This window comes from Amycolatopsis sp. NPDC059027 (assembly GCF_042739735.1).
GTDB lineage: Bacteria > Actinomycetota > Actinomycetes > Mycobacteriales > Pseudonocardiaceae > Amycolatopsis.
The window spans coordinates 1-20583 of the sequence record NZ_JBHYIK010000021.1 but is presented as its reverse complement, the minus strand read 5'-3'; the positions used below and the strand labels follow the sequence as shown (position 1 = coordinate 20583).

At 68.6% G+C, this 20583-nt stretch carries 20 protein-coding genes, 1 tRNA gene and 1 pseudogene; 12 read left to right on the top strand and 10 right to left on the bottom strand.

Going from position 1 to position 20583, the window contains the following annotated elements:
- Window positions 1-42: 42 nt before the first annotated feature.
- The 5 genes from ACFWY9_RS16510 to ACFWY9_RS16490 all read left to right on the top strand — a co-directional run bounded on the left by ACFWY9_RS16510 (window position 43) and on the right by ACFWY9_RS16490 (window position 4725).
- Window positions 43-429 carry a hypothetical protein gene (locus tag ACFWY9_RS16510; protein WP_378339177.1) on the top strand — a complete coding sequence of 129 codons (387 nt, stop codon included), beginning with the start codon at window positions 43-45 and terminating at the stop codon, window positions 427-429.
- 101 nt (window positions 430-530) lie between these two features.
- Window positions 531-1451, top strand: coding sequence for a bifunctional DNA primase/polymerase (locus tag ACFWY9_RS16505; RefSeq protein ID WP_378339176.1), 921 nt, complete (start codon window positions 531-533; stop codon window positions 1449-1451).
- Window positions 1451-2839, top strand: coding sequence for a DUF3631 domain-containing protein (locus tag ACFWY9_RS16500; protein ID WP_378339175.1), 1389 nt, complete (start codon window positions 1451-1453; stop codon window positions 2837-2839). The genes ACFWY9_RS16505 and ACFWY9_RS16500 overlap by 1 nt, the downstream gene beginning before the upstream one ends.
- A 179-nt stretch (window positions 2840-3018) precedes the next feature.
- Entirely contained in the window at window positions 3019-3309 is a 291-nt protein-coding gene (locus ACFWY9_RS16495) for an excisionase family DNA-binding protein (protein ID WP_378339174.1), read from the top strand.
- A gap of 9 nt (window positions 3310-3318) precedes the next feature.
- Complete coding sequence (locus tag ACFWY9_RS16490; RefSeq protein WP_378339173.1) at window positions 3319-4725, top strand: tyrosine-type recombinase/integrase; 1407 nt, start codon at window positions 3319-3321, stop codon at window positions 4723-4725.
- A 77-nt stretch (window positions 4726-4802) separates the two neighbouring features.
- On the opposite strand, the gene ACFWY9_RS16485 is transcribed toward ACFWY9_RS16490, so the two are convergent.
- Together ACFWY9_RS16485 and ACFWY9_RS16480 are read right to left on the bottom strand one after the other, a co-directional pair.
- Window positions 4803-4887, bottom strand: a tRNA-Ser gene (locus tag ACFWY9_RS16485).
- Complete coding sequence (locus ACFWY9_RS16480) at window positions 4888-5385, bottom strand: MarR family winged helix-turn-helix transcriptional regulator (RefSeq protein ID WP_378327468.1); 498 nt, start codon at window positions 5383-5385, stop codon at window positions 4888-4890.
- 528 nt (window positions 5386-5913) lie between these two features.
- On the opposite strand from ACFWY9_RS16480, the gene ACFWY9_RS16475 reads away from it, so the two are divergent.
- Window positions 5914-6852 (top strand): neutral zinc metallopeptidase, encoded by a 939-nt coding sequence (locus tag ACFWY9_RS16475; RefSeq protein WP_378339172.1) that lies wholly within the window; start codon window positions 5914-5916, stop codon window positions 6850-6852.
- Between the two features lie 87 nt (window positions 6853-6939).
- Here ACFWY9_RS16475 and ACFWY9_RS16470 read toward each other — a convergent pair whose 3' ends face one another.
- Window positions 6940-8451 (bottom strand): M28 family metallopeptidase, encoded by a 1512-nt coding sequence (locus tag ACFWY9_RS16470; protein WP_378339171.1) that lies wholly within the window; start codon window positions 8449-8451, stop codon window positions 6940-6942.
- An 81-nt stretch (window positions 8452-8532) separates the two neighbouring features.
- On the opposite strand from ACFWY9_RS16470, the gene ACFWY9_RS16465 reads away from it, so the two are divergent.
- Window positions 8533-9510, top strand: a complete 978-nt coding sequence (locus ACFWY9_RS16465) for an NAD(P)H-quinone oxidoreductase (protein ID WP_378327471.1) — start codon at window positions 8533-8535, stop codon at window positions 9508-9510.
- 548 nt (window positions 9511-10058) lie between these two features.
- On the opposite strand, the gene ACFWY9_RS16460 is transcribed toward ACFWY9_RS16465, so the two are convergent.
- Window positions 10059-11258, bottom strand: a complete 1200-nt coding sequence (locus ACFWY9_RS16460; protein ID WP_378327472.1) for a cysteine desulfurase-like protein — start codon at window positions 11256-11258, stop codon at window positions 10059-10061.
- A 134-nt stretch (window positions 11259-11392) separates the two neighbouring features.
- Between ACFWY9_RS16460 and ACFWY9_RS16455 the strand changes: the two genes are divergently transcribed.
- A complete protein-coding gene (locus ACFWY9_RS16455) occupies window positions 11393-11977 on the top strand; it encodes a bacterial proteasome activator family protein (RefSeq protein ID WP_378327473.1) in 585 nt (194 codons plus the stop codon).
- Between the two features lie 102 nt (window positions 11978-12079).
- On the opposite strand, the gene ACFWY9_RS16450 is transcribed toward ACFWY9_RS16455, so the two are convergent.
- Window positions 12080-13243 (bottom strand): epoxide hydrolase family protein, encoded by a 1164-nt coding sequence (locus ACFWY9_RS16450; RefSeq protein ID WP_378339170.1) that lies wholly within the window; start codon window positions 13241-13243, stop codon window positions 12080-12082.
- Between the two features lie 175 nt (window positions 13244-13418).
- Between ACFWY9_RS16450 and ACFWY9_RS16445 the strand changes: the two genes are divergently transcribed.
- The 3 genes from ACFWY9_RS16445 to ACFWY9_RS16435 are packed head-to-tail and all read left to right on the top strand — an operon-like array spanning window position 13419 to window position 16096.
- A complete protein-coding gene (locus ACFWY9_RS16445) occupies window positions 13419-14369 on the top strand; it encodes an ABC transporter permease (RefSeq protein WP_378327475.1) in 951 nt (316 codons plus the stop codon).
- Between the two features lie 3 nt (window positions 14370-14372).
- Window positions 14373-15188 carry an ABC transporter ATP-binding protein gene (locus ACFWY9_RS16440; RefSeq protein WP_378327476.1) on the top strand — a complete coding sequence of 272 codons (816 nt, stop codon included), beginning with the start codon at window positions 14373-14375 and terminating at the stop codon, window positions 15186-15188.
- Entirely contained in the window at window positions 15188-16096 is a 909-nt protein-coding gene (locus ACFWY9_RS16435; RefSeq protein ID WP_378327477.1) for a glycosyltransferase, read from the top strand. The genes ACFWY9_RS16440 and ACFWY9_RS16435 overlap by 1 nt, the downstream gene beginning before the upstream one ends.
- Before the next feature lie 93 nt (window positions 16097-16189).
- On the opposite strand, the gene ACFWY9_RS16430 is transcribed toward ACFWY9_RS16435, so the two are convergent.
- From ACFWY9_RS16430 to ACFWY9_RS16415, 4 genes are all read right to left on the bottom strand, one after another.
- A complete protein-coding gene (locus ACFWY9_RS16430; protein ID WP_378327478.1) occupies window positions 16190-17677 on the bottom strand; it encodes a hypothetical protein in 1488 nt (495 codons plus the stop codon).
- Window positions 17678-17689: 12 nt separating this feature from the next.
- Entirely contained in the window at window positions 17690-18259 is a 570-nt protein-coding gene (locus ACFWY9_RS16425; protein ID WP_378339169.1) for a DUF3558 domain-containing protein, read from the bottom strand.
- A gap of 5 nt (window positions 18260-18264) precedes the next feature.
- The gene (locus tag ACFWY9_RS16420; RefSeq protein ID WP_378327480.1) at window positions 18265-18741 is read right to left on the bottom strand and encodes a hypothetical protein; all 477 of its coding nucleotides are present in this window, start codon (window positions 18739-18741) and stop codon (window positions 18265-18267) included.
- Window positions 18742-18887: 146 nt separating this feature from the next.
- Window positions 18888-19664, bottom strand: a complete 777-nt coding sequence (locus tag ACFWY9_RS16415; protein WP_378327481.1) for an ESX secretion-associated protein EspG — start codon at window positions 19662-19664, stop codon at window positions 18888-18890.
- 141 nt (window positions 19665-19805) lie between these two features.
- Here ACFWY9_RS16415 and ACFWY9_RS16410 point away from each other — a divergent pair, with 141 nt between their 5' ends.
- Window positions 19806-20051 (top strand): hypothetical protein, encoded by a 246-nt coding sequence (locus ACFWY9_RS16410; protein ID WP_378327482.1) that lies wholly within the window; start codon window positions 19806-19808, stop codon window positions 20049-20051.
- Between the two features lie 99 nt (window positions 20052-20150).
- Here ACFWY9_RS16410 and ACFWY9_RS16405 read toward each other — a convergent pair.
- Window positions 20151-20583 (bottom strand): annotated as a pseudogene (locus ACFWY9_RS16405) (glycosyltransferase family 2 protein); the annotation flags it as partial.

The following is a 20583-nucleotide window of genomic DNA, read 5'->3' as shown; positions in this document are numbered from 1 at the left end:
CCCTTACCGCTGTTGACCACCGTCGCGAAAGGACATCGCACCATGAGCACCGAAACCGAAGCCGTGACCACGCTGCCCCCGGGATTCACGCGCGAGTCCTGCCTGATCGTGACCTGCGGAGACTGCCACAACCCATTCGGCGAGATGGACGACGTCGGCGTCGTGCACTTCGCCACGCTGGACGAAGCCACCCGCGCGGTCACCGATGCCGGATGGCAGGTCACCCCCGACCACGTGCAGTGCTCGCCCTGCACACGCACGCAGACATGCCGCGACCACGGACACGCATGGCCGGGCTGGCGCCCCTGCGGATGCGGCTGCGCCATCGGCACCCCGAGCATCCCCGCCCACGCCGAACCGCACGAGTGGCGCTACTGCAAATCGTGCGGCGAGGGCGAAGATCGCGCCGCACGGACCTGCCGCCGCTGACCCCGCCTGCTCTGCCGGGTCGGTCGCGACATCGGCTCCGACCGACCCGGCAGCCCCCAACCCCTTCGCCGCCCCTTGTTCGTCTGATGTGGAAGGTCACCATGGACACCCACGACACCAACCCGACGCGGGAATGGGCGCTGTACGCCGCTGGAATGGGCTGGCACGTCTTCACCCTCCGCCCCCGCACGAAGATCCCGACCGGTCACCCCGAGGCACGCTGTCCCGGTACCGGGCGATGCGCCGAGGGGCACCTGACCCCGGAGATGCGCGCGACCGCGGACGCTGCCCGCGTCGGCGAGGTCTGGCAGCGGGACGCGTTCAACGTCGGCATTGCCGCCGGGCCGTCCGGGCTCGTGGTCGTCGACTGCGACCAGCCCAAGCCAGGGCAGGACGGACCGGACGGGGCAACCCGGCTCGCCGCGCTGGCCGCCGAACGCGGTGGGCCGCTGCCCGACACCTACACCGTGACCACCCCACGCGGCGGCGTGCACCGCTACTACCTTGCCCCGCCCGGGACCCGGTTGCGGCTGACGAAGGGCAAGATCTGCCCGCTCGTGGACACCCGGGCGTGGGGCGGATACGCCGTAGGACCGGGGTCGGTCACCGAGGAGGGCGCCTATGACCTCGTCGACGAGCGCGACCCCGTGGAACTGCCGGGCTGGTTAGTCCAAGCCATCGCGGAAAGTCCGTCTCCGGCCATCTCAGCGCCCGTTCAGATCCGCTCTGTCGCCCCGACCGTCTACGGGTCGGTGGCACTGGCCAACGAGTGTGGACGCGTGCGTACGGCACAGCTGGAACAGCACAACAACACCCTGTCATCCGCGGCCTACACCATCGGACGCAAAGTCGGCGCCGAGCTGATCGACCACGCCACCGCCCGCGCCGAGCTGATCGCCGCCGCCGCGCACATGGTCACCGCCTCCTGTGACTGCACCGACCGCGAGGTCGCCCGCGTCGTCGACGCCGGGCTGGCCGCCGGTGCCCGCAACCCCGTCGCCCGCCGAGGAAAGGCTGCCTGATGACCACAGTGGACAGCACCGTGTCCGCGACCGACGCGGCGATCGGTGCGACCGACACCGCAACCGGTGGCGGGATGTGCTGTCAGTGCGGCAGACCGCTCGGGGACTCCCCGTCGCCGGACTTCTGCACCGAGAACTGCCAGAACGTCTGGCGCGCCACCAACGCCACCACGGAGCCCGGACACCAGGTGCTGGACCGGGTGCGGGACTTCGTGGCGCGGTTCAACGTCTTCCCCTCGCAGCACTGCGCGCCGATGCTCGCGCTCTGGTACGCCCACACCCACGCCGTCGACCACTTCTACGTCACGCCCCGCCTGATCCTGTCCAGCGTGGAACCCGGCTCGGGCAAGACCCGGGTGCTCGAAGTGGCGCAGTTCCTTGTCCGGGCACCGGAGATGACCTTCTCCGCCACCACCCCGGCACTGTTCCGGATGGTCAACGACGGACCGATCACCATCCTGTTCGACGAAGTCGACACCATCTTCACCGCCAAGAGCGGCGGCAACAACGAAGACCTGCGCGGCCTGCTCAACGCCGGGTACAAGCGCTCAGCCACCGTCGCCCGCTGCGTCGGGGACGCCAAGGCCATGAAGGTGCAACGGTTCCCCGTCTTCGCTCCCGCGGCGCTGGCGGGGATCGCCGGGAATATGCCCGACACCATCACCACCCGCGCCATCACCGTCCACATGCAACGCCGACGCGACGACGAAGAGGTCGAAGAATTCTGGGAAGAGGACGTCGAAGCCGAGGCCGCCCCGCTACGCGAACAACTGGCCGCGTGGATCGAGACCGTCATGGACAAGATCAGCCGCGGGCGGCCGGACATGCCCGAAGGCGTGCGGGACCGCTCGGCGGAGATCTGGCGCCCGCTCATCGCAATCGCCGACGCCGCCGGGGACCACTGGCCCGCCACCGCCCGCGCCGCCTGCTCCCACTTCGTCGCCGTCGCCAACGTCGACCGCAACGGCGGCGGACTGCGCATCCGACTCCTGTCCGATCTCCGGGACCTGTTCACCACCCGCGGCGTGACCGAGCTGCCCACCGCCGAAATCCTGGCCGCGCTGTGCGACCTCGATGAAGCCCCCTGGGGCGACCTTGACGGACACGGCAAGACGCTCGACTCGCGGCGGCTGGCCAAGGAACTCAAGCCCTACGGCGTCACCTCGAAGAACGTCCGCATGCCCGGTGGTGGCGTTCCCAAGGGCTACCGCGTCGACGGGGACGGCGGGCTCGCCGACGCCTGGAGCCGCTACCTGCCCGCAAGCGCTACATCCGCTACAACCGCTGCATCGCAGGTCACGGGCGTAGCGGACGCCGAGCGTGTAGCGGATACGAACGCTACAACCGCTACCACCCACCCGCCGCCGCCGAGCGCCTGTAGCGGATAGAAGCGCTACAGCCACCGTATCCGCTACGCCCCTGACCAGGCATGTAGCGCCTGTAGCGGATGTAGCGGACCAGACCAGCCAGCATCCGTAGCGGCCAACCGCTACGCCAACCAAGGAGACACCCCCCGTGTTCATCGCGCGCGCCAACCACCTGCCGATCGTTGAAGGGCTCGCCGCCGATGACAACCGCCAACGACCTCTCCAAGCTCGCTGCCACCGTCGCCCAAATCGCCGAAGCACTTGCCACGCGTGAGACGACCATGGAGCCCGCACCACGCGCGTTGCCGCCGCGGCTCCTGCTCACGGTCGAGGAAGCTGCTGATTACCTCGGCATCGGTCGCACGCTCATGTTCGCGCTAATCAAGGACGGGGAGATTGAGACCGTTCAGATTCACCGACTCCGCCGTGTTCCACGAGAGGCAGTCGACGACTACGCCAGTCGACTTCGATCCACCCAGCACGCCGCTTAGGAGGACGCTTTGGCACGCTCGAAGAAAACCCGGAACGCCAACGACGAATCCTCCATTTACTTCAGCGATTACGACCAGCGCTGGCATGGTCGCGTCACGGTCGGCGTCAAGAACAACGGAGATAAGGACCGACGTCACGTTAGTAGCAAGAACCGCCCGGAAGTTGTCCGCAAGGTTCGCGACCTGGAAAAGAAGCGCGACGCGGGGAGTCTCGAACAAGCGGGAGCGAAGTGGACAGTAGAGCAGTGGTTGACACACTGGCTTTACAAAATCGCTCGCATGACCACTACGGAAAACGGCTGGGACGCGTACTACTACGCGGTCACGATTCACCTGATTCCCGGAATTGGCGCGCACAAGCTGAACGGACCAAACAAGCTCGCGCCCGATCACCTCGAAGCCCTGTATCGGAAGATGTTGGAGAATGGGTCCAAGCCTGGCACGGCTCACCAAGTCCACCGCACGATCCGCGCTGCACTTAACGACGCGTTCGAGCGTGACCACATCACGAAGAACCCCGCTCTCATCGCTAAGGCGCCGCCGGTTGATGAGGAAGAGATTGAGCCCTTGAATAAGGAGGAGATTCGAGCGCTCTTTGAGACGGCACGCAAGGGCCGTAACTCCACCCGCTGGGTAATTGCCATTGCACTCGGGCTCCGCCAAGGTGAAGCACTGGGACTCAAGTGGGAAGACGTCGACTTTGACGAAAAGACCCTCCGTATCCGCCGAAATCGCCTACGCCCAAAGTACAAGCACGGATGCGAACCGGCGTGCGGACGGAAACACGCCGGACATTGCCCGCAACGCGTGAATACGCGGCGGGAGACGAAACAAACGAAGTCAAAGGCGGGTAAGCGGACGATTGGCCTGCCCGACCCTCTTGTCGTAGAGCTGGCGCAGCACCGAGACGAGCAAGCTGCCGAGCGTGAGAAAGCCCGGGACCTGTGGAAGGAAGACGGCTGGGTGTTCACCAACGAACTTGGCGAGAAGCTGAACGCGAGGACTGATCAGTTCCGCTGGAAAGCCCTGCTGACGGAAGCAGGGGTTCGCGACGCGCGGTTGCACGACGCGCGGCACACCGCCGCGACGGTCCTTCTGGAGCTGGGCGTGAACCATCGGGCCACGATGGGCGTGATGGGCTGGTCCAGCGCCAATATGGCCCAGCGGTACCAGCACCTCACGACGACCGTACGGCGCACGATTGCCGATCAGGTCGGCGGGCACCTCTGGGAGACGAAGAAGGCGACTGAGGAGTCACAGGAGCTGACCGACGAACAGCGCGAGGCCATCAAGCAGCTCGCCGCGACGCTCCCCGGCTCGTGGGGACAGCAGTTCTGGGAACTGGCCACGGGCAAGCCTGGACCTCGGTCGGCCGACGAGGACGATGCAGAGCCGCCCACCGCAAGCGGCGAATGAGACCAGAAATGAGACCAGGGCAGACACCGGGCCACCCTCACGAGCGAGGTGGCCCGGTGTCTGCCCTGGTCAGAGGGCGGAAGCGGAGGGATTTGAACCCCCGGTGGGTTGCCCCACGCTCGCTTTCAAGGCGAGTGCATTCGGCCGCTCTGCCACGCTTCCCTAGGGGCTCAGGGTATCGCGCCTGCCTTCGAGGTCGTCCAGGTGTTCGAGGACGCGGGTGAAGGCGGCGCCGATGACGGCTTGTTCGTCGGGGGTGAGCTGGTCGATGAGGTGGTCGCGGACGCCTTCGACGTGGGTGGGGGCGGCGGTTTCGAGGAGCGCGGCGCCGGCGTCGGTGAGTTCGGTGACGACGCCGCGTTTGTCCTCGGGGTCGCGGGCGCGGCGGACGATGCCCTCGGTTTCGAGGCGGCCGATCTGGTGCGAGAGGCGGCTCTTGGTGGAGCCGAGCATGGCGGCGAGCTCGGTCATGCGGATGCGTTTGTCCGGCTGCAGGGAGATGCAGACCAGCACCTCGTAGTCGGTGAGGGAGATGTCGTGGCGTTCGGCGAGGTCGCGGTGCAGGCGGTGGCGCAGCCGGAGGGTGGCGACGATGTAGGAGCGCCAGGCGACCATTTCGGTGTCGCTCAGCCAGCGGACTGTCCGCTCGTCGTCGGTCATCAACGCAGGGTAGAACGTTGTTCAGGCGGCCTGTGGTCCGGTGTGGGACACGTCCTGATATCCCCCGAAGGGGGGTTACGAAAAGGTTGAGAGTCGGCCGGAAAAGGCGCATTCTGCTTTACAGCGGATGGTCGGTCCGGTACAGGGCACGCCGCCGGGGCGCGCCGGTGCCAGGCCTCCACCCGGGAGAGGTCAGGTGGTTGCGTGGTGGGTGATCCTCGCGGTTGACCGCCCGCTGTGTCCCCGCGGCCGGCACGGTGCTGTACCGGTTCGGTCGTGACTGTGAGCAGCTTGAGAGCGCGGGCTTCTTACATGCGCTCGGCATTCTTCTCGCGCATTCGGCGTCGTTCCGGCCTGGATCTCGCCGCGGTCTCGGCGTCCGCGGCGGCAGTGCCTGTGCGCCGGCCCGGGTGCGGTTAACCGACCCGAAGAGATGTGTGACAACAAACCTCGGTAGTCCTGGGTGCGGCCGGCAGCGTGTGGCCGCACCCAGGCGCATGTCCGGGGCGCCGCGACTACTCTTGTGCCGTGCGATTCGACGACGACGCGGGGCTGGACACCTCCGAGGTCCAGGATCTGCGGGGCAGTGGCGGTGGTGGCGGCGGGATCGGCGGCCGCTTGGCGATCGGCGGGGGCGGGGTCGGCCTGGTGGGGCTGGTCATCTACTTCCTGATCTCGCAGTTCGGCGGTGCGAGCCCCGGCCACGTCAGCAGTGGCGGCGGGGGTCTCGGCCTCGGTGACGTGCGGTCGGGCCAGCAGATCGACAACGGGAAGCTGGCGAGCCAGTGCAAGACGGGGGCGGACGCGAACCGCAACCACGACTGCGCGATCGTCGCGACGATCAACTCGATCCAGGATTTCTGGACGCAGGAGTTCTCGCGGTCCGGTCAGACCTACCGGAAGGCGCCGACGAACTTCTTCAGCGGCGGGGTGCGGACCGGCGGCTGCGGCAGCGCGACCTCGGACACCGGACCGTTCTACTGCCCCGCCGACTCCCAGGTCTACATCGACCTGACGTTCTTCAACGAGCTCCAGACGCGGTTCGGTGCGAAGGGCGGCCCGTTCCCCGAGGCCTACGTGCTCGCGCACGAGTACGGCCATCACGTGCAGAACCTGACGGGCGCGTCGAAGAAGGGCGGCGGCACCGGGCCGACGTCCGGTTCGGTGCGGCTGGAACTGCAGGCCGACTGCTACGCCGGGGTGTGGGCCAACCACGCGACGAAGACGCCGTCGCAGAGCGGCAAGCCGTTGATCTCCGACATCACGCAGGACGACATCAGCCGCGCGCTGGACACGGCGTCGCGGATCGGGGACGACTACATCCAGAGCAAGCTCGGCGGTGGCCAGGTGGACCGGTCGAAGTTCACGCACGGGTCGTCGAAGCAGCGGGAAAAGTGGTTCACGACCGGGTTCCAGACCGGCCAGCCCGCCCGCTGCGACACGTTCTCCGCCCGCGATCTGGGCTGACGCGAAAGAGCTGAAGGACGCTTTCAGTGCACTCAATGCACTGAAAGCGTCCTTCATTGCGTTCAACGCACTAAAGGCGTCCTTCAGCTACGCGGCGGTGTGGTGCGGGTCCATGGTGCCCGCGGGCGCCATGGAGTGCCGCTGCGCGCCGCGTTCGGCGGCCCGCTGGGCCTTGGCCTTGGCGGCCTTGCCCGGCGCGACGCCGTTGACGGTCTCCGTGCTGGTCGCGTAGACGCCGAGCGCCCACGCCACGCCATCGGCGTTGCGGTCCAGCGCGACCCGGTCGACGTTGCCCAGGTTGTCGCAGGCCTTGTGGTAGCAGTGGTCGTACGCGACGCCCGCCGTGCCGCCCCACTTCGCGGCCTGCGCGGCGGTCTTGAGGCCCTCCGCGCCGGTGTCGAGCCCGCCGGCCGGGATGCCGACGGCGATGAAGCCGCCGTAGTCGGACCGGCCGTTGAACTCGGTCTTCTCCACCGAAACGTCCTTCGTGGCCAGGTAGTCCACGAAGGTCTTCTCGATCTGCGCGGACCCGTACGGCCCGGCGGTGCCGTCGTAGGCGAAGTAGCCGGAGTTCGGGGAACCGATCATGTCGAAGTTCAGGTACAGCGCGAGGTCGAGCTGCTGTTCGAAGCTCAGCGAACCGACGTAGTACTTCGAGCCGACGAGGCCGAACTCCTCGGCGCTCCAGAACCCGAACCGGACCGCGTTGTTGACCTTCGGCTTGCTCCCGAGCTGCAGCGCGGTCTCGAGCAGGGTCGCCGAACCGGTCCCGTTGTCGTTGATGCCCGGCCCGGCCGGGACACTGTCGAGGTGGGCGCCGAGCATCACGACGTTGTCCTTGCGCCCGGTCTTGGTCTCGGCGACGACGTTGTAGCTGGTCCGCGCTTCCTGGAAGGCACGCAGCTCGAGCGTCACCGGCACGCCACCCTGCTTGGCAAGCGCTTCCCCTGCCGCCTGGGTGACCCCGCCGGTCGGGATCTTGGCGTTCTCCGGTCCGCCGAGCGTGCCGTTGAGGGCGCCGGCCTCGTTGTTGTAGACGATCGCGCCGATCGCGCCCGCCGCCGCGGCGGACTGCTGCTTCTGCGCGAACGAGCAGCCACCGCGCTTGATCAGGGCGATCTTGCCGGTGACGTCGGCGTAGTCCGTGGCCGCGCAGCCGGTCGCGGCGCTGACCGGGACGACCGCGAGCGGGGCCGTGATGCCGCCGACCGGCGTCGACTTCGTGTACTCCATCGCGATGACCGGCACGTCGCCGCCGGCGACGGTCAGCTTCTCGGCGAGGGTTTCGCTGTAGGTGAAGGGGAATTCCTGACGCGTGACGTCGTAACCCGCGGCCTCGAGCTTGGTCGCGATGTACTCCGCGGACTTCTTGTGCCCCTCGGTGCTGGCGGCGCGGGTGCCGTTGCTGGTGTCGGCGAACCGCTGGAACGCGACGAGGTGCCGGTTGATCCCGGCGACGCCGACCTTCTTGACGAGTTGCTTCGCGAGCGCGGGTCCGTCCGGTTCCCCGGTGGCCGCGGCCGGTGTCGCCCCCAGAGCGAGCGTGGCGCAGGCGGCGAGAGCCACCGGCGCGACGAATCTTCTTCGGTTATGTGACATGGTGACACCTTTGTTCCCGGTGTCCGCAACGTCAATGCGGCATTCGGCGCACTCCCCTGCCTCCGGGATACAGTCGACGGCATGTACGCGATCTCTATCCGTGAGCCCGGTGGACCCGAAGTTCTCGAATGGACCGAGGTGCCCGACCCGTCACCCGGCCCCGGCGAGGTCCTGCTGGACGTCACGGCGAGCGCGGTGAACCGGGCGGACCTGCTGCAGCGGATCGGCGTGTACCCACCGCCGCCGGGAGCCAGCGAAATCCTCGGTCTGGAGTGCTCGGGGACGATCGCCGAACTCGGTGAAGACGTCGAAGGCTGGCAGGTCGGCGACGAGGTGTGCGCGCTGCTCGCCGGTGGCGGCTACGCGGAGAAGGTCGTCGTCCCGGCGGGCCAGCTGCTGCCGATCCCCGGCGAGGTCGACACGATCGCCGCGGCCGGGCTGCCCGAGGTCGCCTGCACGGTGTGGGCGAACGTCGTGATGCACGGCAGGCTCGGCGAAGGTGACGTCCTGCTGGTGCACGGTGGTGCGGGCGGCATCGGCACGCACGCGATCCAGGTCGGCAAGGCCCTCGGCGCGACGGTCGCGGTCACCGCGGGTTCGGCCGAGCGGCTGGAGAGCTGCCGTCAGCTCGGTGCCGACATCACCGTCAACTACCGCGACGAGGACTTCGTCGAGGTGCTCAAGGCGCAGACCGACGGGGCGGACGTCATCCTCGACAACATGGGTGCGTCCTATGTGGACCGCAACATCAGCGCGCTGGCGATGGACGGGCGGCTGGTGATCATCGGGATGCAGGGTGGCGTCAAGGGCGAGCTGAACGTCGGGAAGCTGCTGGGCAAGCGCGCCAGCGTGTTCGCCGCCGGCCTGCGTGCCCGGCCGCTGGACCAGAAGGCCGCGATCGTCGCCGACGTGCGTGCCCGGCTGTGGCCGCTGGTGGAACAGGGCTCGGTCAAGCCGATCGTCGGCCAGGTAGTGCCGATGGCCGAGGCCGCCGACGCGCATCGCGCGCTGGAGGACGGCTCGGTGTTCGGCAAGGTCCTGCTCGCCGCGAAATCCTGATCGCGCAAGGGTTCCGGGGTCGTGCGCCCCAATGTGGCGTTCGGTGCGTTGGACGCACCCAATGCCACATTGGGGTTTCTCGGTAGGTGCGGGGGTGCGGCTTTGCTGGTGGGCGCTCCGGGGGCTTGGTGGTGTGGTGAAGGGGTCCTTCACGGCGCTGAGCGCCGGTAAGGAGGCCTTCACGGCATGCGGTGGGTCCGGGGCGTGTGTCGCGAACGGAGTCGACGAGCGCAGGGAAGTCCGAGGGACGCCCTGGGTGCATCCACCGCACCCAGGGACGCCCTTGTCACACCCCAGACCAGCGCACCGAAGGCTTCCTACAGCACCTCCAGCGGCACACACGGCCCCAGAACCCTTAGCGAGAAAACCTCATTGGGGCGCACGACGCCGCCCTGGAGGATCACCCCCGCCAGCGCGGGGAGCGTCGCCGGAATCGCGAGTGCGACACCGCGGATTCTGGCTCATCCCCGCAAGCGCGAGGAAGCACGTCGGCACCCAAGGTCTGGTGCACAGCGACCGCGGACCAACCCCGCGAGCACGGGGAACGCTTACCGCAGCTCTTCCAGGACACGCACGAGCTGGTTGATCTCGAAGACGTTGGAGTAGTGCGCGAGCCCGATCCGCACCGCGCCACCGACCTCGCCGACGCCGAGTGACGCGAAGACACCACTCGTGCCGTCGTCGGCGAAGGCACACAATCCCTGCGACGCCAGATACTCCGCGACCTCCGGCGCTTTGCGGCCCGCGATCGCGAACGCCAGCGCCGGAATGCGCCGCATCGCGTCGCCGATGACCATCACGTGCCGCATCGAGCGCAGCTCGGTGGCCAGCTGGGCGAGCAGGCCCGCGTGGTACGACTTCGCCGAGCCGAGCGAGGTGACCAGCCGCTCGCGCCGCGAGCCCGAGGCCGCGTCGTCGAGCCCGGCGAGGTAGTCGATCGAGGCGATGAGCCCGGCGAGCAACGGGTACGCGTGCGGGCCCAGTTCGAGGCGCGCGGCGCCGCGGGCGAGCGGGTCCAGCGACACCGACGAGATGCGCTCCAGCATCTCCGGATCGCGGAACACCAGCGCCCCCACCGACGGCCCGCCCCAGGCCTGCGCGGACACCACGAGCACGTCGGCGCCGAGCGCGTTGAGGTCGAGCGGGACGAACGGCGCGGCGTAGGTCGCGTCGACCACCACCAGCGCGCCGACGCGCTTGGCGAACTCGATCACCGTCGGCACGTCCGGCCGCGTCCCGACCGAACCCGACGCCAGGGTGACCGCCACGGCCTTGGTGCGCGCGGTGACCAGGTTCTCGTACTGCCACGCGGGCAGCTCGCAGGTTTCGATGTCGATCTCGCCCCAGCGCACGACCGCGCCAACCCGCTTCGCGGCGCGTTGCCACGGCGCCAGGTTCGCCTGTTCGTCGAGCCGGGACACGACGATCTCGTCCCCGATCGTCCAGCGTTCGGCGAGCGCGTCGACGAGACGGCGCAACAGCACGGGCGCGCTCGGCCCGAGCACGACGGCGTTCGGGTCCGCGCCGACCAGATCGGCCACCGCGCGGCGCGCCGCGGTGACGATGCTTTCCGCGCGCTGGGAGGCGGGGAAAGCGCCGCCCGGCCCGGAAACCGGGGCCCGCATCGCGGTGGAAACGGCCGAGGCGACCTGTTCCGGGACGAGCATTCCGGCGGCGCCGTCGAAATGAATCCAGCCGTCACCCAGTGCGGGGAACAACCCACGGATACGAGCGACGTCGAACGCCATGGGGACACCGTACGGACGTGCCGTTCCGCGTCGCGCCCGGGGTTGGGCAGAAGGCCACATCACGGCACGTTTGCCGCTACGCTCGGAGACGAACACGAGCACCCGATGCGCCGACGTATCGGCCGCACGCCAGGATGGAGCACATGACGGAGCCGAACCCCCGGGAAACGAGCACAGCCGGTGACGCCGGCGGCGAGGCCTCACCCCACGTGGTGGTCGTCGGCCCGGACGGGACACCGGTGGGCACCGCCCGGCTGTCCCCCGACGGCGGCGGCGCCGAAGCGGACGGCGTCGGCGAGCTCATCGAAGAACCCGCCAAGGTGATGCGGATCGGCACGATGATCAAGCAGCTGCTGGAGGAGGTCCGCGCCGCACCGCTCGACGACGCGAGCCGCAACCGGCTGCGCGAGATCCACCAGACCTCCGTCCGCGAGCTGGAACAGGCCCTGGCCCCGGAGCTGCAGGACGAGCTGGAGCGGCTGGTCCGCCCGTTCACCGAGGACTCCACGCCGTCGGACGCCGAGCTGCGGATCGCGCAGGCCCAGCTCGTCGGCTGGCTGGAGGGGCTGTTCTCCGGCATCCAGACCGCGTTGTTCGCACAGCAGATGGCCGCGCGGGTCCAGCTCGAGCAGATGCGCCGCGGGCTGCCCGCCGGTTCGTCGGGCGCGCCCGGCGAGGGCCACGGCCACGGCATCTCCGGCACCGGCCAGTACCTCTGACACCACATGCCGTCAAGGCCACCTTGCGGGCGTCTGATGCCCATAAGGTGGCCTTGACGGCATTTCGGGCCCGGGGCGCGGCGCGGGAGCGAGGGACCTTTGCTATCGCCGCGCGACCTCACCGAAGAAGGCCCGGAGGTCGCCGAGTAGCAGGTCCGGCTGTTCCAGGCCAGGGAAGTGGCCGCCGCGGTCGAACTCCGTCCAGCGCACGATCCGGTCGGTGCGCTCGGCCAGCGCCCGGACCGGCAGGGTCGTGTCGTCCGGGAAATGCGCGAGGGCGGTCGGCACCGTCGACGGCGGCTGCGCGCCCACGGCGGCGAGCGCGCTCTGGTAGATCCGCGCCGACGAGTTCGCGGTCGCGGTGAACCAGTAGATCGCGACGTTGGTGAGCAGCGTGTCGCGATCGACGACGTCAGCGCTGTCCGCGTCGACATTGGAGAACGTCCGGAACTTCTCGGCGATCCACGCGAGCTGCCCCGCCGGTGAGTCGGTCAGACCGTAGGAAAGCGTTTGTGCCCTGGTGCCCTGGATGAACACATGGCCCATGCCGTCCCGGGTGAACCGGCCGAACCTGGCCAGCGACAGCTCCGCGCGAGCTCGTTCGTCGCCAGTGAGCCCCTCCAGGTCGGCCGGGGTCTTCGCCACCGCGCCCAGCATGGTCGTCAGGTGCGCGCCGTGCAGCCGTTCCGGATGCCGCACCGCGAGCTGCCGCGTGATGATCGCGCCCCAGTCGCCGCCGTGCGCGCAGAAGCGCTCGTAGCCCAGCCCGCTCATCAGCTCGGCGAACGCGTCCGCGACCCGCTCGGGGCCCCAGTCGGGATCCGAGGGCGCCCCGGAGAAGCCGAACCCCGGGATCGAGGGCACGACGACGTGGAAGGCGTCGGCGGGATCACCGTCGTGCGCCCGCGGATCCGCCAGCGCCCCGGCGATGCCGAGGAATTCGACGAACGAGCCCGGCCAGCCATGGGTAAGCAGCAGCGGCACCGCGTCCGGCTCCGGCGAACGGAGGTGCGCGAAATGGACGTTCGCGCCATCGATCGTCGTCGTGAACTGCGGGAACCCGTTGAGCCATTGCTCACGTGCCCGCCAGTCGAAGTCCCGCCGCCAGTATTCGGCCAGCTCACGCACGTAATCGACCGGCGCGCCGAGCCGCCAGCCGAGGCCGGTGGGCTGATCGGGCCAGCGGGTGTTCGCCAGCCGCGCGGCGAGGTCGTCGAGCTGGGCTTGGGGAATGTCGACGTGGAACGGCCTGATCTCGGACGTCATTCGCCCACCCTAGGAAGATCGGCGCCCGATTCGACCGGCTCGCACCGGTCTCGCACCAAGGTACGCCCGGACGGACCGCACGAAACACGCTTCGTGTCGTTCCGGAGACGTACCGGTTACGACCAGAAGGCGGGGCGAACCCAGCGCCGCTCACCCCATCGGTACCCTCGTCCACGTGCATGCGACCAGCACGGTTCACACAGCCGAATCCAGCGTCGCGGCACCGGTTCACCCGGTGTCGGACAGCAAGACGTTCAAGCGTGCCTTCGCCGACATCAAGGCCGGGTTCCGTGCCCGCCAACTCTGGGGTCACCTGGGCTGGCAGGACATCAAGCAGCGCTACCGCCGCTCGGTGATCGGCCCGTTCTGGATCACCATTAGCCAGGCGGTCATCGCGCTCGGCCTCGGGCTGCTGTACTCGCAGCTGTTCGGGATGCCGGTCGAGGTCTTCCTGCCCTACATCTCCACCGGCTTCATCATCTGGGGTTTCATCAGCGGCTGCCTCGCCGAAGGCATGGAGACGTTCATCGCGAACGAGGGGCTCATCAAGCAGCTCCCGGCGCCGCTGAGCGTGTACGCGCTGCGGACGGTGTGGCGGCAGACGCTGCTGCTGGCCCACAACATGATCGTCTACGTCGGGGTGCTGGCGATTTACTTCACCGCGCTCGACGCGCCGTACTCTTTGAGCACCGGTGCCTGCACACCGCACAGCGCGATCTGCCACCCCGGCCTGAGCTGGAACATCCTGCTCGCCATCCCGGGCTTCCTGTTGCTGGCGCTCAACGCGGGCTGGGTGACACTGCTGCTCGGCATCGCCTCGACCCGGTTCCGCGACATCCCGCAGGTGATCAACTCCCTGATCCAGCTGATGTTCTACGGCACCCCGATCGTCTGGCCGGTCGACCAGCTGCTGCAGGGCGGAGCACGCGCGGGCATCTCCTGGATCCTGCCGATCGTCAAGGCGAACCCGCTGTATCACTTCATGCAGGTGGTCCGCGCACCATTGCTCGGCCAGGCCTTCACGATCGGCAACTGGATCGTGGTCGGCTCCATCACCATCGTCGGCTGGGCGCTCGCGCTCGTCGCCATGCGCAACTACCGCGCACGCGTCTCGTATTGGGTGTGACACATGGTCAGCATTGACGTTCACAACGCGTTCGTGGACTTCCCGATCTTCGACGCCAAGACGCGGTCGATGAAGAAGAAGGTCCTCGGCAAGGTCGGCGGCAAGATCGGCACCGACACCAAGGTGCCGATCATCGAGGCCCTGCACGACGTGAGCCTGACCCTGCGCGAGGGCGACCGGGTCGGGCTGGTCGGGCACAACGGCGCCGGGAAGTCGACCCTGCTGCGGCTGCTCGCCGGGATCTACGAGCCGACCCGCGGGTCGGCGAGGATCGTCGGCAAGATCGCGCCCGTCTTCGACCTCGGCATCGGGATGGACCCGGAGATCTCCGGCGAGGAGAACATCATCATCCGCGGCCTGTTCCTCGGCATGACTGCCAAGGAGATGGAGAAGCGGGTCGACGACATCGCCGAGTTCACCGAGCTGGGCGACTACCTGAAGATGCCGCTGCGGACGTATTCGACGGGTATGCGGGTCCGGCTCGCGCTCGGCGTGGTCACCTCGATCGACCCCGAGATCCTGATCCTCGACGAGGGCATCGGCGCGGTCGACGCGGCGTTCCTCAACAAGGCCCGCGACCGGCTCAAGGACCTGGTGAAGCGCTCCGGCATCCTGGTGTTCGCCAGCCACGCCGACGAGTTCCTCTTCGAGCTGTGCGACTCCGCGCTCTGGATGGACGAAGGCCACATCAAGCAACGCGGTTCGCTGCGAGACGTCCTCACCGGGTACAAGGGCCGTGACCCCTTCGAGGACATGGGCAAGGAAACCCTCGAGCGCCTGGGCATCGAACCGGTGGCGACGACGAACGGCGGAGAGTAATGACCAGCGAGACCCGGCAGCTGCCCGAAGGCGCCGTCGTCGGCGTGGTCGTCACGCGGCACCGGCGCGAACTGCTCGCGGACTCGCTCAAGGTCATCGCCGCCCAGACCCGCGCGGTCGATCATCTCGTGGTGGTCGACAACGGGCCGGACCAGTCCGCACGCGACGTCGTCGAGGGTTACCCGCTGCCCTTCACATACCTGCCGTCGCACCGGAACCTCGGTGGCGCCGGCGGGTTCGCGCTCGGCATGCTGCACGCGCTGTCGCTGGGCGCGGAGTGGATCTGGCTGGCGGACGACGACGGCCGCCCCGCCGACGAGCACGTCCTCGCGACGCTGCTGGAGGAAGCCGAAAAGCGCGGACTCGCCGAGATCTCGCCGGTGGTGGCGAACATCGACGCGCCCGCGAAGCTCGCCTTCCCGCTGCGCCGTGGACTCACCTGGAAACGCTCCTCGGCCGAGCTCGGCACCGACTTCCTGCCGGGCATCGCCTCGCTGATGAACGGCGCCCTGTTCCGGGCGTCCACTTTGGACGTCGTGGGCGTGCCGGATCTGCGGCTGTTCTTTCGCGGCGACGAGGTCGAGCTGCACCGGCGGCTGGCCAGGTCCGGACTGCCGTTCGGCACCTCGCTCAAGGCGACCTACCTGCACCCGGACGGCTCCGACGAGTTCAAGCCGATGCTGGGCGGCAAGTTCCACGCGCAGGATCCCGAGAACGAGGTCAAGCGCTACTACACCTACCGCAACCGGGGTTACCTGCTTTCCCAGCCGGGCATGCGCAAGATCGGCGCGCTCGAAGTGATCCGCTTCGGCCTCTACTTCGTCGGCGTGAAGCGGGATCCCAAAGCGTTCCTGCAGTGGCTGAAGCTGGTCCGCCAGGGCCGGCAGGAGAAGTTCTTCCGCTACTGATCACTGTTCCGTCCACTGTGGACGAACACGCACTCTGCAACACGAAAGCCGCCCCGTCCCCTTTCCGGGACGGGGCAGCTTTCGTGGAAAACGCTATTCGCCGATGACCGGAGGCGCGGTCCGCATGTCGGTACCGAAGACCTCGTCCGGGTCGCCCTCGACGAGGTAGGTCGGACGCTGGTGCTCGGTGTCCTCGTCGCCCTCCCCGTGCTGACCACGAGCGCCGCCCATGCCGCCGGGGCCCATGCCGCCGCGACCACCCGCGCCGGAGCCGAGGCCCCCCATGCCGCGGCCCGCGGCGGTCTCGGCCGCGCCGATGCCGCCGGGCCGGGCGGCACCCGAACCAGCGCCGGCGCCCGGAGTGGAACCCGAACCACCACCGGGGCCGAAGCCGCCGCCACGGCCGACCTTGCTGTTGTACTCGTTCTCCCCGCCCATGCCGCCCATCGGTCCCATGCCCATCGGCATCGGGCCCATCCCCATGGGCATCGCGGTGTTGGCGTTGTTCGGCGCCGGCAGCGAGGGGCTCGGCGGCACGTAGCCGGACGGCGCCGTGCCGCTGCCCACCGGCAGGTGACCCGAACCGGTGATCGAACCGGGCGCGCTGGGGATCGACGAACCGCCGCCAGGAATGTTGACCGACCCGCCCGGGATCGACGAGCCGCCCCCGCCGGAGCCACCGCCACCGGTGTTGCCGCTGAAGTTGTTGCCGCCGGGGATGTTGATGTTGCCGTTGTTGTTCCCGCCGCCCTTGTTCTTGTCGCTGTCGGACGGTTCGGTCTTGCCGCCCCCGCCGACGCTGAACTTCGGGGGCTCGGCGAACACCGGCTGCTTCGACGCGGCTTCGTAGAGCTGCTTGTCGTAGCTCGACATGACGCGGGCGGCGTCCTCGTGCGCCTTGTTGCTGTCCTGCTGCTTCTGGACCGACTTGTCGATGTTGTCGCCGAGGTTGAACGGGTTCGAGGTCATCCACGACTTGAACTCGTCGCCCCAGCTGAACGGGATCGGCTTGGGCATGCTGTTCTTCGCGGTGGCCGCCGCGGTGCCCTGGTCGTACGTGGTTTCCGAAGCCAGCTTCGCGTTCTGCGAGTTGGCGTCGGCCCATTTGCCGAGGCTGGTGAAGTAGGCCTGCGCGTTCCCCGCCGCGGCGCCCTCCCAGGTGCCCTTCGACTTGTTGACCGCCTCGGTCATCGTCGTGGCGAACTGTTCGAAGGCCTTGTGCACGTCGAAGTAGGCATTGGAGACGTTCGAGACCTGCTCGACGTTGAGGTTCTGGTCGAGGTAGCCCTTGAGCTGCGTGTGCTCGTGCCCGAGGTAGTCCGCGTCGGACGGCTTCAGGCCCTTGACGTACTCGACGTCCCGGCCGGTGGTGAGGTCCTTGACGTTCTTGTCCCCGACCTCGGTGGACTGCTGTTTCGCCTTGCCCGAGGCGAGCCAGGTCTGGATGACGCCGAAGAGCCAGTTGTCCTTGTCGACGCCTTCGTCCGCCTTGCGCTGGAAGTAGGCGTCGCGTTGGGCCGGGGACAACTCTGCGACCTGGCGCTGCGTCAGATCGGGTGTCTTGGTCGGTGGCGTGCTCATCTTGGTCCCCCTTTACGCCTTGGGAAGCTTGGGTTCGACGACGTCGGCGACCTTCGAGGCGATGTCGCAGGCCTTGGCCGAATCAGCGGACACGATCGAGACGTCGACCCGCGAGCCGGTGCCGACCGCGAGCGCGAGCACGCAGCCCTCCGGCGGCTGCGGCGCCTGGACGGCCTTGCGGCCGCTCGTCATGGTTCCGGGCTTCTTGCCGCCGCCGTTGTCCGGCAGCGCGTCCAGCCCGGCGTTGTCACGCACCGTGATGTCGACGGTCAGCGTGTCATCCGAGGCGTTCGCCCGCTGGCGCACGAGCTGACAGTCCCGCGCGCCCGCGCCGACGTCCTGCTTCGCCGGCCCGTCGAAGGTGCCGTAGGTACTGAGATCCGAGCCGCTGACCAGCGTGCACGGGTCGAGTGAGGCCGTGCTGCCGCCAGGAGCGCCGCTCGCCGACGCCGGAGGTGACGAAGGCCCGTCGGACGCCGTACCCGCCGGAGAGGCGGTGCCGGACTGCTGGCTGGAGCAGCCCGCGAGCACGAACGCGCCCGCGGTCAGCGCGATTGCGGAGCGCAGGAGCAGGTTCCGCATCGGCCTCAGGCCTCGAGGGTCTTGACGGACTTGGAGAGGTCCGCGGCGCGCTGCTCGGTCTCCTTGTAGAGACCGGCGGCCCTGGCCAGCGCCTCGTCGGCCTGCTTGAGCACCGAACTGAACTGCTGCAGCACCTGCTGGGCCGACCCGGTGGCCTCGGCAGCGCCCTTCTGGTCGTGCGCGGCGACGGTGTGCCCGTACGGGTGACTGCCGAGCTGCGGTGCCTGGGACAGCACCTGCGTCTTGCCCTTGAGGCTGTCGAGCTTGGTGGCCATCTCGTTCAGCGCCTTGCGCAGCGGCTCGACCCCGGCGGCGGTGATCTTGAACCCGCCGCTCTTGGCCGCGTTGACGAGCTTCTGCGTCTCGTCGGTGACGGCCTTGACGGCCTGCATGTTCATCCCGCCGGCGGTGAACGCGGCCGATGCCGCGGCCATGACCCCCTGGCCGACCGTCCCGCCGCCCGAATCAGCCTGGAAACTCATCGCCGCCCCATATCCTCGCCCATGCGTCTGCGCCCCGCAGTCTACTAGCCGGGCACACTGTGCAACGGGCTTTCGTCCGATTCACCTGAGCACCGCTCAGTCGCCGTGCACTACGACGCGACCGGGCGACGGCCGGTTCCCGCGACTCAGAGATGACCCTCGAGCTGGGTGTAGAGCTGCTGGGCGATCCGCGCGTTGTCGGCGGGCGCGTAGGTGAGCCACCGCTGGCCGTCGGCTGCGTCGTTGCTGGTCATCAGGTAGCGGCCGGCCTCGGTGTCGAACCAGGCCAGCGACGGCAGGCTGGTGTCCTTGCCGTTGCCACCCCGGACGTAGGCGGTGAACTGGCCGATCCGCTTCTTCGGCTTCTCGAAGATCCGCTCGACCATGCGCAGCTGGGACCCACCGGACTGCGACCGCGGAGCGTTCACGCCCGCGAACGGATCGTAACCGTCGTCCTGACGCTGCGTGCGCTGCGGCTGCGGCGCGGGACGGGCGATGGTCACCGACTGTCCGGGCGCGGCCGGGGTCAGCGGCAGCAGGTCGACGATCGCGGCCACGATGCCGGTCGGCCTGGTCTCCTCGAACACCAGCAGGTTCTCGTCCTGGCGGACCAGCACCGCGAATCGCCCGTTCGAGGCGACCCTGGCGAACAGCTGACGGTCGTCGAGCTGGGCGGCGGCGGTGATGGCGAGGTCACCGCGGACGAACGTCGTCAGCGCCAGTTCGATGTCGGCGTCCAGCCTGCCCCGCTGGAGCATGCCGCGGCCGTCGAGATCACGCAGCACCGCCTCGCGGATCATCGCCCGCTGCTCGACCGTCGTCCCGACGTGGGGCACCTGGAACGGGATGGGTGCCCTGCCGAGATCGTGGAGCTCGGTCAGGATGTCCACCGCTGCCAGCGACAGCGAGAACGAATGCGGCATCGCCTTTGCCCCCTGCGGATCTGTCCGGTTCTCGGGGAAACGGTAGACCACGCCGCCCGGGCACCGCAGCCGGACGCCGGGACCACTCAGCTCTGCGCGAACCGCCTTGCCGGGGTGATCACGCGCTGGTGCGATGGACGTATGGCAGAACCCAAACCCGCGCTCGTGCTGCATCTGGCCACCGGTGGCGAACCACTCCTGTTCGCCCTCAAACAGGAGGATTCCGGGACTCTGGAAGAAAAACTGACTGGCCTCGTCAAGGAAGGCACGGTGACCACCGTGCGCACCAAGGACGGCTCGACCGTGGCGATCAACTTCGCCCATGTCGCGGCGGCCTACATCGACGACCTCAACCGCAAATCCACCGTGTTCGGCCTGCACAGCTGATTTCGCCGCGCGGCCTGGGTTCCCCGGACGCGCCGAAGGCCACCTCCGGGGGACGCGGAGTCCCTCGACGGTGGCCTGCGGCGTGACTGCGGCCTTGGCTCAGAGCCCGTAGAGACGGGTCCAGTTGTCGCGCGAGGTCAGCTCGGGCATGGCGCGCTTGTACTGCTCCTGGACAGCGGCGCCTTCCTTGCGGAGCCGGTTGATGACCTTGGCGCTCCGGCGGGCGAGGTCGATCATCTTCGCCTTGTCGTAGGAGCGGACCCGCACGCCCTCCTGGTTCGCATCCGTGACCACGGCGGTGTCGAACTGCGCGATGTGCCACCAGTGGGCCTCGTCGTTCGGGATCGCGCCGAGCGAGAACCGGGTACGGCCGAGCACCCGGTCGAGGATCCGCTTGATCAGCACCAGGCGCTGCAGGCTCGGCCGCGGCGCCGCGTTGATGATGCCGATGTCGTTGGAGGCGATGCCGGGGACGTCGGTGGCCTTGTGGCGTTTGGTCTCCGGGTAGGCGTCGCGGATGCGGCGGATCTCC

Excerpts from the sequence above, each read along its gene's own strand:
- ACFWY9_RS16510 (WP_378339177.1), top strand. The coding sequence starts at position 43 with ATGAGCACCGAAACCGAAGCCGTGACCACGCTGCCCCCGGGATTCACG.
- ACFWY9_RS16505 (WP_378339176.1), top strand. The coding sequence starts at position 531 with ATGGACACCCACGACACCAACCCGACGCGGGAATGGGCGCTGTACGCC.
- ACFWY9_RS16500 (WP_378339175.1), top strand. The coding sequence starts at position 1,451 with ATGACCACAGTGGACAGCACCGTGTCCGCGACCGACGCGGCGATCGGT.
- ACFWY9_RS16495 (WP_378339174.1), top strand. The coding sequence starts at position 3,019 with ATGACAACCGCCAACGACCTCTCCAAGCTCGCTGCCACCGTCGCCCAA.
- ACFWY9_RS16480 (WP_378327468.1), bottom strand. The coding sequence starts at position 5,385 with ATGACCGACGACGAGCGGACAGTCCGCTGGCTGAGCGACACCGAAATG.
- ACFWY9_RS16470 (WP_378339171.1), bottom strand. The coding sequence starts at position 8,451 with ATGTCACATAACCGAAGAAGATTCGTCGCGCCGGTGGCTCTCGCCGCC.
- ACFWY9_RS16465 (WP_378327471.1), top strand. The coding sequence starts at position 8,533 with ATGTACGCGATCTCTATCCGTGAGCCCGGTGGACCCGAAGTTCTCGAA.
- ACFWY9_RS16460 (WP_378327472.1), bottom strand. The coding sequence starts at position 11,258 with ATGGCGTTCGACGTCGCTCGTATCCGTGGGTTGTTCCCCGCACTGGGT.
- ACFWY9_RS16455 (WP_378327473.1), top strand. The coding sequence starts at position 11,393 with ATGGAGCACATGACGGAGCCGAACCCCCGGGAAACGAGCACAGCCGGT.
- ACFWY9_RS16450 (WP_378339170.1), bottom strand. The coding sequence starts at position 13,243 with ATGACGTCCGAGATCAGGCCGTTCCACGTCGACATTCCCCAAGCCCAG.
- ACFWY9_RS16440 (WP_378327476.1), top strand. The coding sequence starts at position 14,373 with ATGGTCAGCATTGACGTTCACAACGCGTTCGTGGACTTCCCGATCTTC.
- ACFWY9_RS16435 (WP_378327477.1), top strand. The coding sequence starts at position 15,188 with ATGACCAGCGAGACCCGGCAGCTGCCCGAAGGCGCCGTCGTCGGCGTG.
- ACFWY9_RS16430 (WP_378327478.1), bottom strand. The coding sequence starts at position 17,677 with ATGAGCACGCCACCGACCAAGACACCCGATCTGACGCAGCGCCAGGTC.
- ACFWY9_RS16425 (WP_378339169.1), bottom strand. The coding sequence starts at position 18,259 with ATGCGGAACCTGCTCCTGCGCTCCGCAATCGCGCTGACCGCGGGCGCG.
- ACFWY9_RS16420 (WP_378327480.1), bottom strand. The coding sequence starts at position 18,741 with ATGAGTTTCCAGGCTGATTCGGGCGGCGGGACGGTCGGCCAGGGGGTC.
- ACFWY9_RS16415 (WP_378327481.1), bottom strand. The coding sequence starts at position 19,664 with ATGCCGCATTCGTTCTCGCTGTCGCTGGCAGCGGTGGACATCCTGACC.
- ACFWY9_RS16410 (WP_378327482.1), top strand. The coding sequence starts at position 19,806 with ATGGCAGAACCCAAACCCGCGCTCGTGCTGCATCTGGCCACCGGTGGC.